The following is a 15,225-nucleotide window of genomic DNA, read 5'->3' as shown; positions in this document are numbered from 1 at the left end:
CTTACGCCGCCGAGTGCCGTTCGTCAGCCGAAAATCCCGGAAAGGATAAAGAAGTAGACGATCGCCAGAATGGCGCCGGCGGGCAGGGTGACGACCCAGGAACTGAAGATGGTGCCAATCACGCGCAGGTTCAGTGCGCCAATACCGCGCGCCATGCCTACGCCCAGGACGGCGCCCACCAGGGTGTGCGTGGTGGAAATCGGCAGACCTATGGCCGAGGCGCCGACCACGGTCGTGGCGGTAGCCAGCTCGGCAGCAAAGCCGCGGCTTGGGGTCAGCTCGGTGATATGTTGGCCGATGGTGGCAATCACTCGGTAACCGTAGGTGGCCAGGCCAACTACGATACCCACACCGCCCAATAGCAACACCCAGCCCGGTACGGTCGACTGGCTGGCGACTTCACCGCCGGAGCTGAGCACGCCGACAATCGCCGCCAGTGGGCCGACCGCATTGGCCACGTCGTTCGAGCCGTGGGCAAAGGCCATGGCGCAGGCGGTGAAGATCATCAGCACGGCAAATACCTTTTCCACGCTGGCGAAGTGAAAGCTCTTGTCTGCCACCGGGTCAGCCTTGATGCGGCTGAGCAGCAGCACACCCACTGCGCAGATGACCGCGCCAAACAGCACCGCCAGGCCCAGGCTCTGCCAGCCGCTCAGGTGCAGACCAACGTGCTTGAGCCCCTTGGTCAGGGTGACAATGGTGACGATGAAGCCGACGGCGAACATGTAGTAGGGCACGTAGCGCTTGGCGTTGGCGAAGGGGTCTTCGGTATTGAGAATCAGCTTGTGCACGCTCATGAAAATCATGAAGGCGACCAGGCCGGACAGTACCGGGGAAATGACCCAACTGGACACGATGGGCACTACGCCACTCCAGTGCACGGCATCGAAGGACACACCCACCGCACCAAAGCCGATCACTGCACCAATGATGGAGTGCGTGGTAGAGACCGGCCAGCCCTTGATCGAAGCGATCAACAGCCAGGTGCCGGCGGCCAACAGCGCTGCCAGCATGCCGAAAACCATCTTGTCCGGCGGGATCATGTCGGAATCGATAATGCCACTGCGGATGGTCTGGGTTACCGAGCCGCCGGCCAGGTAAGCACCAAGGAATTCGAAAACCATGGCGATCAGGATCGCCTGCTTGATGGTCAGCGCGCGGGAGCCGACCGAGGTGCCCATGGCGTTGGCAACATCGTTGGCGCCTACCCCCCAAGCCATGAAAAAGCCAAAGAGGCAGGCCAGAATGAGCAGGACGGTGCCGTACTCTGCAATCAGCGTCATATTCAGTACTCTATTGGGTGCATGGTTCAGCCGGCCCTTAGCGGGCCATCAGCAATTCCAGGCGGTTGCCGACGCGCTGGGCGCGGTCTGCGACATCACCAATCCATTCGATGATCTGATACAGGAACATCACGTCTACCGGCGGCAGGTCCTTCTCCAGTTTGTACAGATCGGAGCGCAACTTGATCTGCATGTTGTCGGTATCGTGTTCGATGGCGTCGAGCTCTTCGATCATGCGCTCGACCAGGGTGACTTCTCGGCCAGAGAAGCCGGTTTCCAGCAGCTCGTCGAGCTCGTTCATGGCCTTCAACGCCTGTGCTGCAGCGTCGATTGAGCGTTGTACGAATGCTCTGAAGGCGTCGCTCAGCGGCGCCGGAATCATCATCTGACGACCCAGCATCAGGCCGGCAATATCCTTGGCGCGGTTGGCAACTTTGTCCTGTACACTGAGCAGCTCCAGCAGGTCCGAGCGCGGTACCGGCAGGAATAGACTCTTGGGCAGATGGACGCGGACGTCTTTCTTCAATTTGTCGGCGTCGCGTTCGAGCTGAGCGATCTGTTTTTGTACGCGCTCGGCCTCCGTCCAGTCGTTGGCGATGACCGCTTCGATGAAGGGCATCAACTGCGCAGCGCACTCATGTGCCTTGGCGATGTGTTGCTGCATCGGGCCAATGGGAGAGCGGCCGAACAGGCTGAGAAAAGGATTGTTAGGCATAGCGCCTCCAGCGGGAGTTGAGGCCGCAAAGTATAGGTGTTGCATGCCTGATCGTCATCCGCCTGACATCAAAAGAACATATTTTTACCGCTTGCTCCTGTGCTGGCGGTATGGCAGAGAATTCCAATGGGCAAAGAAACCGAAATCAAACTGCGTGCCAGTGCCGAGGTGCTTGCGGCGCTGCGTACTCATCCGCTGCTGACTGCTCGCCTGGTCGATGACTGGCAGACCACTACGCTCTACAACCAGTATTACGACACCGCGGCACGGGATCTGGCCAATGCCAAGGTGGCATTGCGTCTGCGCCGCGACGGTGACGCCATCATCCAGACCTTGAAAAGCCGCGGCCAGAGTGTGGCCGGGCTGTCTGAACGCAACGAGTGGGATTGGTACCTCAAGCAGCAGACGCTGGATTTCAGCTTGCTGGGCGACAGCTGCTGGCCGGCGGCGCTGGCGGAACTCGACAAGAGCACCCTGCAGCCGGTATTTACCACCGACTTTCAGCGCACCCGCGCACTGCTGCGCTGGGAGCGCGAAGGCGAAGAAGTTGAGATTGAGGCCGCCCTAGATCTGGGCGAAGTGTCCGCCGCTGACGCGCGCGAGGCCATCAGCGAGCTGGAACTCGAGGTGCGCAAGGGGCCTGCCGTGGCGCTGTTGGAATTGGCGCTGGAGCTGTGCCGTGATCAGGTACTGATGCCCTGTGACATCAGTAAGGCCGAGCGCGGTTATCGATTGTTTGATGCCGGCAGCTATGCGCTGCGTCTGGACAACCCCGGCTGGCAGGCGGATACCAGCGTTGATGGGGTGATCGAGGGGTTGATCACGCAGTTGCTGGGCCGCGTGCAACGTTTGGCAGAGCAATATCGGTTTGCCCGTCAATGGAAGTTGTTCCGCGAGCTGACCGGCAACCTGGCAGCGCTGCGGGCCTGTTTTGGCGTGTTCGATCTGGCGTTGCCGCGCTCTGCCGCGCAGCCGTTCATTGTGCCATTTGACCAACTGCTGGCCGTGTTTCAGCCGCTGGTGCTGGCCGGCTGGGCGGATGACAGTGATGGCGAGGCGGCGCGCCAGCAGGCCAGCGACGTGTTCGATCAGCAAGTGGCGGTCCCGGCGTGGGGCGCGCTCTTTGTCGAGCTTGGGCTCTGGCTGCTGGACAAGCGCTGGCAAGCCAATCGTCCTCCGCGCGGCGACCGCGTGGCGGCGTTGACCCTGCAGCGCTGGTTGCTGGCGGCAGTCGCCAAGGAAATTCAGGAGTTGCGGGTGCCGCACAATAACGACCCTGATCATCACGTTAGCGAATGGATGGATCAATTGCCGCGCCTTGGCCGTTTGCAACTGCTGCTCGGCAACTTCCGTTCCTTTCTGGAAGTGCCCGAGCCCGACCGTTTGTTCGGCGAGTTGAACAAGCTGCAAGCGCTGCTGGAACAGTACCCCCAGGTGGCCGAAGAACAGCGCGAGTTGCTGTTGGCGGCGCTGCGCAAGCAGGGCCAGCGGGTACGCAAGCTCAACGCCTGGCGCGAACTGAACCAGTAGTGGGCTGGCCTGGCGGCGGCTGGGCTGCCAGACTGAGCAGGGATAGCTGAATAATCAAGGGGAGAGGCGGTATGAAGAGTCTGGCGGACCTGGCGATTCCCGGCAGCGATCGGCCATTGGATCTGGGCGATTTTCTCAATGTGCTGCTGGCGCAGGGCCGTATAGCTAGCGAGACGCTCGATCATCTGGTCACGCTGCGGCGTTCAGGCGTCGGTGACACAGCCAAGTTGCACCCGCTGGAGTTCATCGCTGCGCAGGATGTCGAAGATCTGGCGCGCCCCGGCAAGAAGCTGGATCTGGATACCCTGAGCCGTTGGCTCGCAGCCGAGACCGGGCAGCCTTACTTTCGGGTTGATCCACTCAAGATCAACGTCACCGCGGTCACCCCGCTGATGTCCTTCGCCTTTGCCCAGCGGCACAAAATTCTGGCGGTTGATGTCAATGAGCGGGAGGCCACTATCGCCAGCGCCCAGCCGCTGGTCAGCGGTTGGGAGGACAATCTGCGCCACGTGCTGCGCCGCGATATCAAGCGTGTGGTGACCAATCCCGCCGATCTGCAACGCTACACAGTAGAGTTCTATCGCCTGGCCCGCTCGGTCACTGGCGCCAACGCGACAGATCAGAAACAAAGCGGCGTCGGCAATTTTGAACAACTGCTGAACCTGGGCAGCATGAGCCAGGAGCCCGACGCCAACGATGCGCACGTGGTGAATATTGTCGACTGGCTGTTTCAATACGCCTTTGAACAACGTGCCAGCGATATTCACGTGGAGCCGCGCCGCGAGACCGGCAGCGTGCGCTTGCGCATCGACGGCGTGCTGCACACCGTTTATCAGTTCCCGCTGCAGGTCACGGTGGCGGTAGTCAGCCGACTGAAGACCCTCGGGCGCATGAACGTGGCAGAGAAGCGCAAGCCGCAGGACGGCCGCGTGAAGACCAAGTCGCCCAAGGGCAATGAGGTAGAGCTGCGTCTGTCGACGTTGCCGACCGCCTTCGGCGAAAAAATGGTCATGCGGATTTTTGATCCTGACGTGCTGCTGCGCAGCTTTGACCAACTGGGCTTTTCCAGTGAAGACCAACGCCGCTGGCAAAACATGGTCGCGCAGCCCAACGGCATTGTGCTGGTAACCGGCCCAACCGGTTCCGGCAAGACCACCACCCTCTATACCACGCTCAAGCAACTGGCCACGCCCGAGGTCAACGTCTGTACCGTCGAAGACCCGATCGAGATGGTCGAGGACAGCTTCAATCAGATGCAGGTGCAGCACAACATTGAGCTGAATTTTGCCAGTGCCGTTCGCGCGTTGATGCGCCAGGACCCCGACATCATCATGATCGGTGAAATACGCGATCTGGAAACCGCCGAAATGGCGATTCAAGCCGCGCTGACTGGCCACCTGGTGCTCTCCACCCTGCACACCAACGACGCGCCCAGCGCCGTCAGCCGCCTGATCGAGCTGGGCGTGCCGGCTTATCTGATCAAGGCCACCGTGCTGGGCGTCATGGCGCAGCGCCTGGTGCGCACCCTGTGCCCGCACTGCAAGGCGCCGGTGCAAATCGACGAAGATGGCTGGAGCGATCTGACCAGGCCGTGGAACGCGCCGTTGCCAAGCAAGGCGATGCAGCCGGTGGGCTGCATCGAGTGCCGCGAGACCGGTTACCGTGGCCGCGCCGGGGTGTACGAGTTGATGCCGCTGAGCGACGGCATCAAATCGCTGATTCACGCCGATACCGATCTGGATGCCCTGCGCCGCCAGGCCTACAAGGAAGGCATGCACAGCCTGCGGCTGTCCGGCGCGCAAAAGGTGGGCTCCGGCCTGACCACCATCGAAGAAGTGCTGCGGGTCACGCCGCAGAGTCAGCAGGGCTGAAATGGCGCCTCGTTAGGCCGCTTGACTTGTAACGTGTCAGGAGTGTGCGCGCCGGCTCAACTGGGTGATGCGACCAGTACGAAACGCTAGCGTTAAGAGCATGGACCCGGCCCCATTGTGAATGCCTTGCCTATGGATATTCATGATACAACCGTGTTTTTTGTATGCGGAACGGTTAATCTCCTGTTTATGGCTTGAAGCCGCTTTCAGGAGCCCAAGGATGGCGTATAGAAGTAATCCCCTTGTTGATGAGTTAATCGCCACTCTTGTCAAATTGCCCCGGTGGGCCAGTTTGATCATAGCCTTCTTTGTCTGCTTGATGTGTGCCCTCTGTGCCCTCCTTGCGCGCAGTAAGCTCAAGCAGCTGTCTACAACTTCAGAACAGCTACCAGACCGGGCAGCATTTGCCACACCTCTACCTGTTGGTTGGTAGGGCTTTTGGTCGGTTGCCTCTGAAGCAATAACGGAGAATAAATGAGTGGAACAAACCCTCTTTAGAATTACAAAAAATACAGCGGCCGTGGTGGTCGCTTGCACGCTGTTGGCTGGCGCAGCGACAGCGCAAAAACTATACCGCTGGGTTGACGAAAAGGGTGTTTCGCACTTTAGCCAGACACCGCCGCCAGCAACGAGTGAAATCGAATTCGAGAGTCAGCAGCTTGAAAAGCGAAGAGAGGTTGACCTGGAATGCTGCCAGGAAGCCAGGCTGGTTGCGCAGGACATGGCGGGCTACTTGACGCGCGGTCTTCCGCTGATCGAGATCCATTCCTTGGTTAATGTCGAGGGCGTAGGCCAAGCTGAACTTACTGAGCTCGCTAACTTTGCTTCCGACCGTGTCAGGCTCGATATGTCCCCCGTCCGGGTGGGTAGCGAAGCTTATAAAGCGTGCTCTAATGGCGTTTTTCTCGCGTGTAGGACTGGGGCGACGAGCTCGGCAGGTACGCAGGGAAGCAGTGGTAGCGGTTTTTGGGTCAACTCTTCTGTTGTGATAACCAATTCGCACGTGGTGGAGAAGTGCAGTCGTATCTCCGTGGCCGATGACTTGCAAGCAGATTTGCTTTTTAAGGACGCGACCAATGATCTTGCTGCGTTGCGAGTCAGCGGCGTTTCCGGAAATCGGGCACTCATTCGGCGCGATGTGGGCATACAGCACGGAGAAAGTGTGGTAGCTGCAGGATTTCCACTAAGTGGGATCGTGGCCGATGATTTGAATATCACCACCGGAATCGTCAGTGCCGTTGCCGGTATGGGCGGTGATAAACGCTTTGTTCAGATAACCGCGCCCGTGCAGCTTGGTAATAGTGGTGGCCCACTGATCGACCAGAAAGGTTTGGTAATTGGTGTGGTGACCTCCAAGTTGAACGCCATGGGTATGGCGCAACGAACGGGTGATATTGCTCAGAACGTCAACTTTGCACTTAGCTTGGATACCCTGACAAATTTTATGGCGCAAAATGGCATCGCTTTCAATGTCGCGCCACTCGACGGCGAGGATATGACAGTAACCGAGATCAGTCAGAGTGCTCGCGGTTGGACTGTTCCAGTGAGCTGCGAGCCATGAATGGCTGGCTAACGGGGTTGGTTCCCCAGTCTGCTCGTGGCTACCTGCAAGTAGCTGGCTATCCGGCGCGCAAAAGGTGGGTTCCGGCCTGACGACTATCGAAGAAGTGCTGCGGGTCACGCCGCAGAGTCAGCAGGGCTAGGCTCTGCGGGTCGCCAACAGTCGGCGGCCCTTGCTCAGCCTGCTAGAATGCCGCCACACGCACAGCCATAGCGCAGATCCCCAATGAATTACCGCCACAGTTATCACGCCGGCAACCACGCCGATGTTCTCAAGCATGCCTTGCTCCGCCGTCTGTTCGAGCTGATGCAGCGCAAGGAAGCGCCGCTGTGTTACCTCGATAGCCATGCCGGCACCGCGTTCTATGACCTGCAGGGCGAAAGCGCGGGCAAGACCGGTGAGTTTCAGGATGGCATCGGCCGACTGTGGCAGCGCGATGATCTGCCGCTCTGGCTCGGAGACTTTCGCGCGGCGGTAGCGGCGCATAACCAGGGTGACAGCCTGCGCTTCTATCCCGGCTCGCCGCAATTTATCGCCGACCTGCTGCGTCCGCAGGACCGCATGATTCTCAGCGAGCTGCATCCCGAGGATGCCGATACGCTGAAGCAGCACTTTGCTTATAGCGATCAGGTGGCAGTGCATCAGCGTGATGGCTATCAGTTACCCAAGGCGTTCCTGCCGGTGGCGGAGAAGCGCGCCCTCTGGCTGCTTGACCCGCCTTTCGAAAAAACCGATGACTTGCAGCGCTGCGTTAGTGCCGTACAGATCGCCATCCAGCGTATGCGCCAGACGGTGATTGCACTCTGGTATCCGATCAAGGATCTGCGCCTGTTGCGTGAGTTCTATCAGCAGATTGCCGATGCCGGTGTTCCCAAGGCATTACGGGTGGAACTGAATATTCGGCCGGTAGACAACCAGCTGGGTCTCAATGGCTCCGGGCTGATTCTGATCAATCCGCCGTGGCCGATCTGGGAGGAGTTGGAGCAGCTGCTGCCGTGGTTGGCGAGCGTCCTGGCGCAGTCGGGGGAGGGTAGTTACCGGTTGGACTGGTTGGCGGGCGAACCCTGAGGTATCAGGCGGGCACGCGCAGTGCCCACCTGGTCCGCCGGCTCAGGCCTCCAGTTTGAAGGTCAGGCCGGCATGTTCCTGCAGACGCTTGATCAGCTTGTCGCCCATGGCCGGCGCGGTGGTCCAGATGCCCCCTGCCGTGTCGGTGGCATCGCGCACCAGGCAAATGGCGCTTTCGGCAATCATCCGCGAGGTTGAGCCGTAGCCCGGATCACGCTTGCCGGAGACGCTGGCCATGAGCTTCTTGCCGTCTTCATCTTCACCGATAAAGAGCACGTCATAGAAGCCGGTTTCGCGCTCCTCCTTGCTCGGGCCTTCGCCGGGCTTGGGCGCTGAATCGCCTGACAGCGACTTGTCACCCGCTACCGCGTTGGCGATCTTCTCGCCTTGTTCGCCGGGACCGGTCAGCAGCATCTCGTCATAGACAAAGTCCTCACCATAGGCGTGACCCAGCAGCGCGTTGGAGCGGTGCACGTTGCGCGTGTTGATGGCGGCCATGATAAAGGGCGCGGCCCAGCTGCCGAGCGACTCGTCAAACTCGGGCTTGGCTGCCGGTGGTTGCGCCGGGCCGGTGAAACCGGGGGTCAGCGCGAAAGGGTTGCCCAGCAGTTGATAGATCTCCGGGTTCTGCTTGGCGGCAATCAGCGTGGCCTTGAGACTGGCGGCGGTGCCGCCGGAGAAAGTGCCCTTCATCTTGCGCACGCGGCCTTTGACCCGGGGCAGGGTTTTGCCCAGTTGCTCGCGTGCGGCCTGCTGCAGAAAGTACACGCCCAGGTCGAAGGGGATGGAGTCGAAGCCGCAGGAGAACACGATGCGCGCGCCGCTCTGTTTGGCAGCGTCGCCGTGGGCATCGATCATCTGGCGCATCCAGGCCGGCTCGCCGCACAGATCTACATAATCGGTGCCGGCAGCGGCGCACGCGGCAACCAGTTCGGAGCCGTACAGCTGATACGGGCCGACGGTGGTCAGTACGACTTTGGTGCGCTCAACCATGGCCTTCAGGCTGGCGGCGTCTTCGGTATCGGCAACCACCAGCGGTATATCGGCGGGGGCGCCTATCTCGTCGCGCACGGCTTCCAGCTTGGCCTGGCTGCGGCCAGCCATGGCCCAGCGCAGAGCCTTGTCGTTGGCGTATTCCTGGCTCAGGTACTCGGCGACCAGACGTCCGGTATAACCGGTGGCGCCATAGACGATGATGTCGAATTCGGTAGTGGTCTTCATCTGCTCTTCCTGCTGATGGGGGGTGTGCCGGATCACGCTGTGCGATGTTGTGCTGAACTCGCCGCGCTCTACCCGGTCGTAACTACAGTACGGCGTCAGGGTTGTTCGTCAGATAGTCTGGCACAGCCTGACGCCGATGCACCGTTGGACAGACGCAGGTTGATTTCTTATCGACTGCAGGTAAAGGCGCCAAGGCGGGGTTTCGTTACCGCGAATGGCGGGTGATAAAGCTTGCGCATGCCGCGTTATGGCGTGTTGCATGGCGCCTCTGTAGTCCGTGTATTAGGCTGGGTCTGATAAGCACGGGGCTCCCCGGAGCCCCCATACTGTTTGAAAGGACAAGGAGAACCACCATGGCGACTGCAAGTTCAGCAAACACCGCAAGCACCACCACAACCACCACCAGCAAGGAAAAGGAACTGGCGGCCAGCAAGGCGGCCGTATCTGATGCTTATGAGAAATTGATGGAGGCCAAAAGTCACTTCAAGCTGGCGGCTGAAGCGGCTGGTGTGGATTTGAAGCACGACGCTGCCGAACAAATGGCTAAAGGCCGTGAAAAAGCCGAAATCCTGGGTATGCAAGCTAGCTCGTACATGAGAGAGAAGCCTTTGGCTACCTTGGGTATCGCCTTCGCTGCGGGCTTCGTGCTTTCTCAGGTGTTCTCTCGCAAATGAGCGATGGAGCTGCCAAAGATCAGCAGCAGGAGCCTGCCGGCTCTGCTGCTGAGAAACCCGGCATTGAGGATGCGCTGCCGCTGGAACTGATTGAGCAGTTGGGAGCATGGCTAAGGCAAGTCACAGTAGCGGGAAGTGAGCTGGCAAATCTGTTTCGACTGGAGTTGCAGCTCACGCTCGGAGATGCACGACGGCTGGTGATGGTCGGTATTGTACTGTTGCCAATGTTGATCCTGTGCTGGATTGCGTTAGGCGTGCTGGTGAGCTGGCTGGCTTACAGCTTTACTGCCTCGGTGACATTGGCACTGACGGTGTTTTTCCTGCTGCAGACGGTCGTAGTGGGTTTTCTGATTAGCCAAGCCGTCAAGTTCAAGCGGCAGATGGGATTCCGTCGTACCAAGGCGCATGCACATCAGCTTATGCAAGGAGCAAAAGGTGAAACGCCATCTTCTGATTAAAAAAATTGAGGCACAGGAGCGCAAGCTGGCCTTGCGTTCTGAGGTTATCAGTGTCGTCTCCCAGCATGCGCACTTCGCATTTCGTCAGGTGCATCCTGGGTGGTTGGTGGGCTCTGGGATGTTGGCGGGCGTGCTGGTCAATCGAATTGGTATCAATCGAGCCTACACCTTGGGTTTCACCGGTATTAGGCTGTTTCCGATGGTTAGCAACGCGTTCAATCTTGGACGCCACTTCGGAGCGCAGGGATGAACCTGCCGGAGCAGGAGGCTCCGAGCAACGAAATCGAGGAAATCACCGGGCCGCGCAAGAAGGTTCCGCCAGTGCAGATGGCGCTGTACTGGCTGCTTGCGCTGGCCATCGCTTATACCCTGTATTTTGCCAAGACGCTGTTCTTGCCGGTGGTGGTTGCAGCACTATTTGCACTGCTGTTGAGCCCATTGGTAGGGCTGTTCAAGCGTTTTCACATCCCACGCGTGTTGTCCGCCCTGTTATTGCTGGCGCTGATCGGCGTGCCTTTTTCTTTGCTGGGCATGCAGCTGGCTGAGCCCGCACAGAAATGGGTCAAGCGTATTCCCGAGCTGTCGGCGCAGCTGACCGAAGAGCTGGATGAGTTCAGCGAGAAGCTGTCTCCTTCCAAAGAGCCAGTGACAGTGCAGCCGCCCCAGCCACTGGAAATCGAGGAAAAGGAAGGCTTCAGGTTTTTTGGCTGGTTTCGTGATGACGAACCGGAAGAAGAGGAGAAACCACCAAACCCTGCGCCGGCACCTGCGCCATCGTCCGACAGCGCCGTGTCGGATCGCGTGATGCAGGGCGGGGTCGAACTGATGGTGCAGTTGCTCGGCGCGACGCCGCTGGTATTGGCGCAGTTCACCACCTTTGTGATTCTGGTGCTGTTTATGCTGGTTTTTGGCCCGTTGTTGTACAGCAACTTTATCCATGTGTTTCCCCAGGTTCGCGACAAGCAGGCGGCCAATGATCTGCTTGCCGAAGTGCAACACGAGCTGTCTCGTTACATACTCACTGTGAGCATGATCAACACCGCGCTGGGAGCGGTGACGGGTTTCGCGCTTTGGGCCTTTGGGGTCGAGGATGCGCTGCTGTGGGGAGTCATGGTGGCGTTGCTGAATTTTGCGCCCTACGTGGGGCCCATCATCGGTATGGCGATCCTCTGTCTGGCGGGGGTCGTGCAGTACGGGCCAGTGCTGACCGCGCTGTTGCCAGTGCTTATCTATTTCAGTATCAATCTGCTGGAAGCGCAGTTCCTCACCCCTATGGTGCTGGGTCGAAACATGCGTCTGAATCCATTGATTCTGATCCTGTGGCTGATCGCCTGGGGCTGGGTCTGGGGCGTGGTTGGCGTGTTGATCGCGGTTCCATTGCTGGTTTGCCTGAAGCTGGCTGCGGCGCGCCTGAAGGTCCTGCCACACTGGGTTCAACTGATCGAGACGCCGGGTAGCGAAGATATCCCTGAGTCGCTGCGCTAGCGGCTCAGGCTGGTTTTGGCGCGCGCTGAACCAACAGCAATGCGCTGATGATGAGCACACCGCCCAGCAACATCCGCAGGCTGGGCTGCTCGCCGAACAGGTACCAGGCCAGCAGGATGCCGTACACGGGCTCCAGGGCAAAGAACAGTGATGCTACCCGGGCCTTCAGTACAGTCAGGCTGGTAACGAACAGGCCGTGCGCCACCCCGGTACAGAGCACCCCCAACAGCGCTATCCATAGCCAGTCCAATGCCGGCATCTGCAGCATCGCCTTGCTGCTGATTGGCAGCAGGCATAGCGCAATCACCCCATTTTGCCAGCAGGCGATCTGCACCGGATGCAGCTTGCCGCTGGTCAGCCGGTTGCCCACCGATACCGCCGCGAAACAAAAGCCTGACAGTAGCGCCCATAACAGACCGGCTGCACCGCTCTGCTGCAGGTCGAAGCTCGGTGGCACCAGCACCAGACCCACGCACACCAGAGCGACTTTCAGCAGATCCATGCGGCTTGGTTGCTCGCGCCAGATGAGCCATTCCAGCAGCACCACAAAGGCCGGGAAACTGGCGAAGCCGAGGGTGGCGATGCCAACGCCGGAGAGGTCGATGGCGTGGAAAAAGGTCAGCCAGTGCACGCCCAGCAGCAGCCCGCAAACGGCCAGCTGCACCAGTCTGACGGGGCTGAGCCCTGCCAGCATGGAATGCCTATAGAGGCGGGCAAACACCAGCAGCGCCAGAACGGCAAACAGCGCGCGCCCCAGCACGATGACGTCGGGCGCGACGCTGGCGAGCTTGCCGAAGATGCCGGTCAGGCCAAACAGCAGGGCGGCTATGTGCATGTAGATCAGGGCGCGCTGGTGCGTGAGTTCGGGCATCTGACTCTGCCAATGGCAATGGATGGGCGCCCAGTGTAACGGTGAGCGCCACGTTGCACTGTTGTCCGCTGCGCGAAAATTGTCGTCAGTCGCCTGTTACCGCTGCTCGTTGCCGCGCTGCTCGTGGCGACAAACCCCAATGCTGTTTGAACGCCTGGGCGAAGGCGCTGGGGTTGAGATACCCGCAACGCTCGCCGATCAGGGCGATAGGCTCGCGGCTGTGCTCGAGTAACTGGTAAGCCAGACGCAGACGGCGCTGGCGCACATAGTCGGTAGGGCTGCAACCGAACTCCACGGCAAACCAATGGCGCAGGCGCGAAGGGGAGCAATGAGCCACTCGCGCCAGCTCGCTCACTGCCAGGCCTTCAGCCAGATGGGCGTCGATATAGGCATCCAGCGCGGCCCTGGGCAGGCGAGCATTGTACGCGGGTTGGTGCAGTAAGCTCGCCAGGAGCAGGCTGGCCCCGGCAGCGCTCAGTCCGGGCTGGCTGCTGACGACCGCGGCGAGGCTCTGCACCAGGCTACTTTGCTGCGGGTTGAGCGCGCGCAACGCGGTGCGCTCGAGCAGTCGTTGCTGTTGATCCCTGCCCAGGGTCAGCCCCTCCAGGGATTGTTGTGGTGCAATGTCCAGCACCAGGCAGCGACCATTATCGCGGCTGAGAAAGGTATGATCGTCGCCGGGGGCAATGATCGCGACCGCACCGCTGTCGACGCAGGCTCCGCGTCCGGCGAACTCCAGATCAAGGCTGCCGTGCAGGCCGAACACCAACTGGCTGTGGTCGGCGTGCGCATGCGTGGCGGCGGCGCTGGCGTAGTGATGGATGTTCAATCGAAGGCTGGACATGCGGCTATTCTATAAGGAGCGGCGGGCCAGAGAAACCGTGGCGCGCATCGTCGCCCGGACCTTGGCGCAGTTGGGGGTTGTTCGATGTTATATTGCTATCATTCAAGGCAGTGCAAAGATGCAGGTGGCGAGCGTGAATAATAAAACCCACGGCCTTAGACCGTGGATAGACGAATTGAATGAAGCCGAGTTGCCAGCCATGGCGGTGGTGGTGCACGACCTGCTGCGGTTGTCGCAATCCACGACCGCGTCAGTGCGACAACTGGCCGAGGTTTTATTGCGCGACGCTTCGCTTACTTCCAAGGTGTTGCGCGTCAGCAACAGCGTGTATTGCAATCCAGGCCGTGAAGTCGTGCGTACCATCTCGCGCGCCGTGGTGGTGGTGGGGTTTGATCAGGTGCGCATGATCGGCCTGTCGGTCAGCCTGCTTGATGGGCTACTCAAGGACTCACCGCGTGAACAGCTGCAATCATTGCTCGCACGCTCCTTTCATGGCGCCGTGCAGGCGCGCAATCTGGCGCAGCACATCAGTCAGCAGCAAAAGGAAGAGGTATTTATCGCCACGCTGTTGCTGAATCTGGGCGAACTCGCCTTCTGGAGCCACGGCGGCAAGCCGGCCGACGAGTTGGCTGGCGCTCTGGTTGATGCACAGGTTGACCGCGAGAAGCTGGTCAAGCGCATGCTGGGAACCGGTTTTGATCAGTTGACCCTGGGCCTGTTGAAAAGCTGGAACATGGGCGAAATAGGCCAGTTGGTGCAGGCTAGCCAGATCGCCCGCGGCCCGGCCGCCATGGCAGTGGCCCTGGGCGCCGAGCTGGCAGACGCGGTGGCTGCGGATGGCTGGGCCAGCCCGGCCGTGCAGGCGTTGATCGAACCGGTGGGCAGCTTGACCGGGTTGCCGCCGGAGGAAGCCTGGCGGCAGATGCTCAGCAGCGGCGAGGAGGCCGTGCGCATTGCCGGCACCTGCGCCAACAGTGATCTCAAGGCCTGGATACCGCGTACCGACGACTTGCCGCTGGACCTCTCGGACCTGCTGCAAATGGAGCACGCAGCGCCGGCCGCGGTGACCGAGCCAGTCGTGCCAGTCGAGCAGATTGATCGCGCACCGCTGCTGCAGCCCGACCTGGAACTGCTCAAGCTGTCGTTACAAAATCTGCGGCTGATGGCGCGTACGCCGGTCGATGTGGATTCGGCGCTGACCAGCGTGATGCAGGCGCTGCACCGGGGGGCGGGATTTGAGCGGGTAATGCTGGCGGTGCTGGCGGATCGGCAAAGCTGTTTCAAGGCGCGAAAAGTGGCTGGCAAGGGCAGTCAGGGTTGGCTGGAGGGCTTTAGCCTGCCGCATGATCCGGCTTCGATGGCGGCGTTTTCTCGGGCGCTCAAGCAACGCAGGATGCGCTATATCGGCCCCGCCGAGCTGGCCGAGGAGCCGCTCAGCGATGCGCATCGGGCGCAGCTGGGTGAGGGTGCCTTCGCCGTGGCGCCGGTGCTGGCGGGTGAGCATCCGGTCGGCGTGCTCTATGTCGACATGCAGCTGTCTGGCCGGCAAGCGTCCGATACGCAGCTATCGGTATTGGGCAAGGTGGCCGAGTTGGCTGGTCTGGCGTTGCGGCGTCTCAGTCAGGGCTGACACGCCGCAGGTGG

At 60.4% G+C, this 15,225-nt stretch carries 14 protein-coding genes; 9 read left to right on the top strand and 5 right to left on the bottom strand.

The genetic code is table 11. The features are described 5' to 3' along the window. Positions 1-23 precede the first annotated feature (23 nt). Together BLU26_RS08870 and BLU26_RS08865 are read right to left on the bottom strand one after the other, a co-directional pair. A complete protein-coding gene (locus BLU26_RS08870; protein WP_092285830.1) occupies positions 24-1,283 on the bottom strand; it encodes an inorganic phosphate transporter in 1,260 nt (419 codons plus the stop codon). Between the two features lie 37 nt (positions 1,284-1,320). After that, positions 1,321-1,998, bottom strand: coding sequence for a TIGR00153 family protein (locus BLU26_RS08865; protein WP_092285828.1), 678 nt, complete (start codon positions 1,996-1,998; stop codon positions 1,321-1,323). 126 nt (positions 1,999-2,124) lie between these two features. Here BLU26_RS08865 and BLU26_RS08860 point away from each other — a divergent pair, with 126 nt between their 5' ends. From BLU26_RS08860 to BLU26_RS08840, 4 genes are all read left to right on the top strand, one after another. Continuing rightward, positions 2,125-3,528, top strand: coding sequence for a CYTH domain-containing protein (locus tag BLU26_RS08860; protein WP_092285826.1), 1,404 nt, complete (start codon positions 2,125-2,127; stop codon positions 3,526-3,528). A 71-nt stretch (positions 3,529-3,599) separates the two neighbouring features. Then, positions 3,600-5,399 (top strand): GspE/PulE family protein, encoded by a 1,800-nt coding sequence (locus BLU26_RS08855; protein WP_092285824.1) that lies wholly within the window; start codon positions 3,600-3,602, stop codon positions 5,397-5,399. A gap of 478 nt (positions 5,400-5,877) precedes the next feature. Next, on the top strand, positions 5,878-6,960 hold the full coding sequence (locus BLU26_RS08845; protein ID WP_092285820.1) for a trypsin-like peptidase domain-containing protein: 1,083 nt from the start codon (positions 5,878-5,880) through the stop codon (positions 6,958-6,960). Between the two features lie 225 nt (positions 6,961-7,185). Continuing rightward, positions 7,186-8,028, top strand: coding sequence for a 23S rRNA (adenine(2030)-N(6))-methyltransferase RlmJ (locus BLU26_RS08840; protein WP_092285818.1), 843 nt, complete (start codon positions 7,186-7,188; stop codon positions 8,026-8,028). Between the two features lie 42 nt (positions 8,029-8,070). Here the strand turns inward: BLU26_RS08840 and BLU26_RS08835 are convergent, their stop codons facing one another. Beyond that, positions 8,071-9,249: a saccharopine dehydrogenase family protein gene (locus BLU26_RS08835; protein ID WP_092285816.1), complete on the bottom strand. Its 1,179-nt coding sequence runs from the start codon at positions 9,247-9,249 to the stop codon at positions 8,071-8,073. 353 nt (positions 9,250-9,602) lie between these two features. Here BLU26_RS08835 and BLU26_RS08830 point away from each other — a divergent pair, with 353 nt between their 5' ends. The 4 genes from BLU26_RS08830 to BLU26_RS08815 are packed head-to-tail and all read left to right on the top strand — an operon-like array spanning position 9,603 to position 11,866. Next, on the top strand, positions 9,603-9,923 hold the full coding sequence (locus BLU26_RS08830) for a hypothetical protein (RefSeq protein WP_092285814.1): 321 nt from the start codon (positions 9,603-9,605) through the stop codon (positions 9,921-9,923). Continuing rightward, the gene (locus BLU26_RS08825; RefSeq protein ID WP_092285812.1) at positions 9,920-10,381 is read left to right on the top strand and encodes a hypothetical protein; all 462 of its coding nucleotides are present in this window, start codon (positions 9,920-9,922) and stop codon (positions 10,379-10,381) included. Before BLU26_RS08830 ends, BLU26_RS08825 begins: the two co-directional genes overlap by 4 nt. Beyond that, positions 10,359-10,631 carry a hypothetical protein gene (locus tag BLU26_RS08820; RefSeq protein ID WP_092285810.1) on the top strand — a complete coding sequence of 91 codons (273 nt, stop codon included), beginning with the start codon at positions 10,359-10,361 and terminating at the stop codon, positions 10,629-10,631. The genes BLU26_RS08825 and BLU26_RS08820 overlap by 23 nt, the downstream gene beginning before the upstream one ends. After that, positions 10,628-11,866 (top strand): AI-2E family transporter, encoded by a 1,239-nt coding sequence (locus BLU26_RS08815; RefSeq protein WP_197674547.1) that lies wholly within the window; start codon positions 10,628-10,630, stop codon positions 11,864-11,866. Before BLU26_RS08820 ends, BLU26_RS08815 begins: the two co-directional genes overlap by 4 nt. Before the next feature lie 4 nt (positions 11,867-11,870). Here the strand turns inward: BLU26_RS08815 and BLU26_RS08810 are convergent, their stop codons facing one another. Next, positions 11,871-12,737, bottom strand: a complete 867-nt coding sequence (locus tag BLU26_RS08810; RefSeq protein ID WP_092285808.1) for a DMT family transporter — start codon at positions 12,735-12,737, stop codon at positions 11,871-11,873. Positions 12,738-12,822: 85 nt separating this feature from the next. Further along, positions 12,823-13,581 (bottom strand): AraC family transcriptional regulator, encoded by a 759-nt coding sequence (locus BLU26_RS08805; protein ID WP_092285806.1) that lies wholly within the window; start codon positions 13,579-13,581, stop codon positions 12,823-12,825. 133 nt (positions 13,582-13,714) lie between these two features. On the opposite strand from BLU26_RS08805, the gene BLU26_RS08800 reads away from it, so the two are divergent. Beyond that, entirely contained in the window at positions 13,715-15,211 is a 1,497-nt protein-coding gene (locus BLU26_RS08800; protein ID WP_172830653.1) for an HDOD domain-containing protein, read from the top strand. Positions 15,212-15,225: the final 14 nt, after the last annotated feature.

The organism is Halopseudomonas sabulinigri (genome assembly GCF_900105255.1).
GTDB lineage: Bacteria > Pseudomonadota > Gammaproteobacteria > Pseudomonadales > Pseudomonadaceae > Halopseudomonas > Halopseudomonas sabulinigri.
This window is presented reverse-complemented; position numbering and strand designations above follow the sequence as displayed.

Bases quoted from the DNA above. Each gene is read 5' to 3' on its own strand.
- BLU26_RS08870 (WP_092285830.1), bottom strand. From the start codon at position 1,283: ATGACGCTGATTGCAGAGTACGGCACCGTCCTGCTCATTCTGGCCTGC.
- BLU26_RS08865 (WP_092285828.1), bottom strand. From the start codon at position 1,998: ATGCCTAACAATCCTTTTCTCAGCCTGTTCGGCCGCTCTCCCATTGGC.
- BLU26_RS08860 (WP_092285826.1), top strand. From the start codon at position 2,125: ATGGGCAAAGAAACCGAAATCAAACTGCGTGCCAGTGCCGAGGTGCTT.
- BLU26_RS08855 (WP_092285824.1), top strand. From the start codon at position 3,600: ATGAAGAGTCTGGCGGACCTGGCGATTCCCGGCAGCGATCGGCCATTG.
- BLU26_RS08840 (WP_092285818.1), top strand. From the start codon at position 7,186: ATGAATTACCGCCACAGTTATCACGCCGGCAACCACGCCGATGTTCTC.
- BLU26_RS08835 (WP_092285816.1), bottom strand. From the start codon at position 9,249: ATGAAGACCACTACCGAATTCGACATCATCGTCTATGGCGCCACCGGT.
- BLU26_RS08830 (WP_092285814.1), top strand. From the start codon at position 9,603: ATGGCGACTGCAAGTTCAGCAAACACCGCAAGCACCACCACAACCACC.
- BLU26_RS08825 (WP_092285812.1), top strand. From the start codon at position 9,920: ATGAGCGATGGAGCTGCCAAAGATCAGCAGCAGGAGCCTGCCGGCTCT.
- BLU26_RS08815 (WP_197674547.1), top strand. From the start codon at position 10,628: ATGAACCTGCCGGAGCAGGAGGCTCCGAGCAACGAAATCGAGGAAATC.
- BLU26_RS08810 (WP_092285808.1), bottom strand. From the start codon at position 12,737: ATGCCCGAACTCACGCACCAGCGCGCCCTGATCTACATGCACATAGCC.
- BLU26_RS08805 (WP_092285806.1), bottom strand. From the start codon at position 13,581: ATGTCCAGCCTTCGATTGAACATCCATCACTACGCCAGCGCCGCCGCC.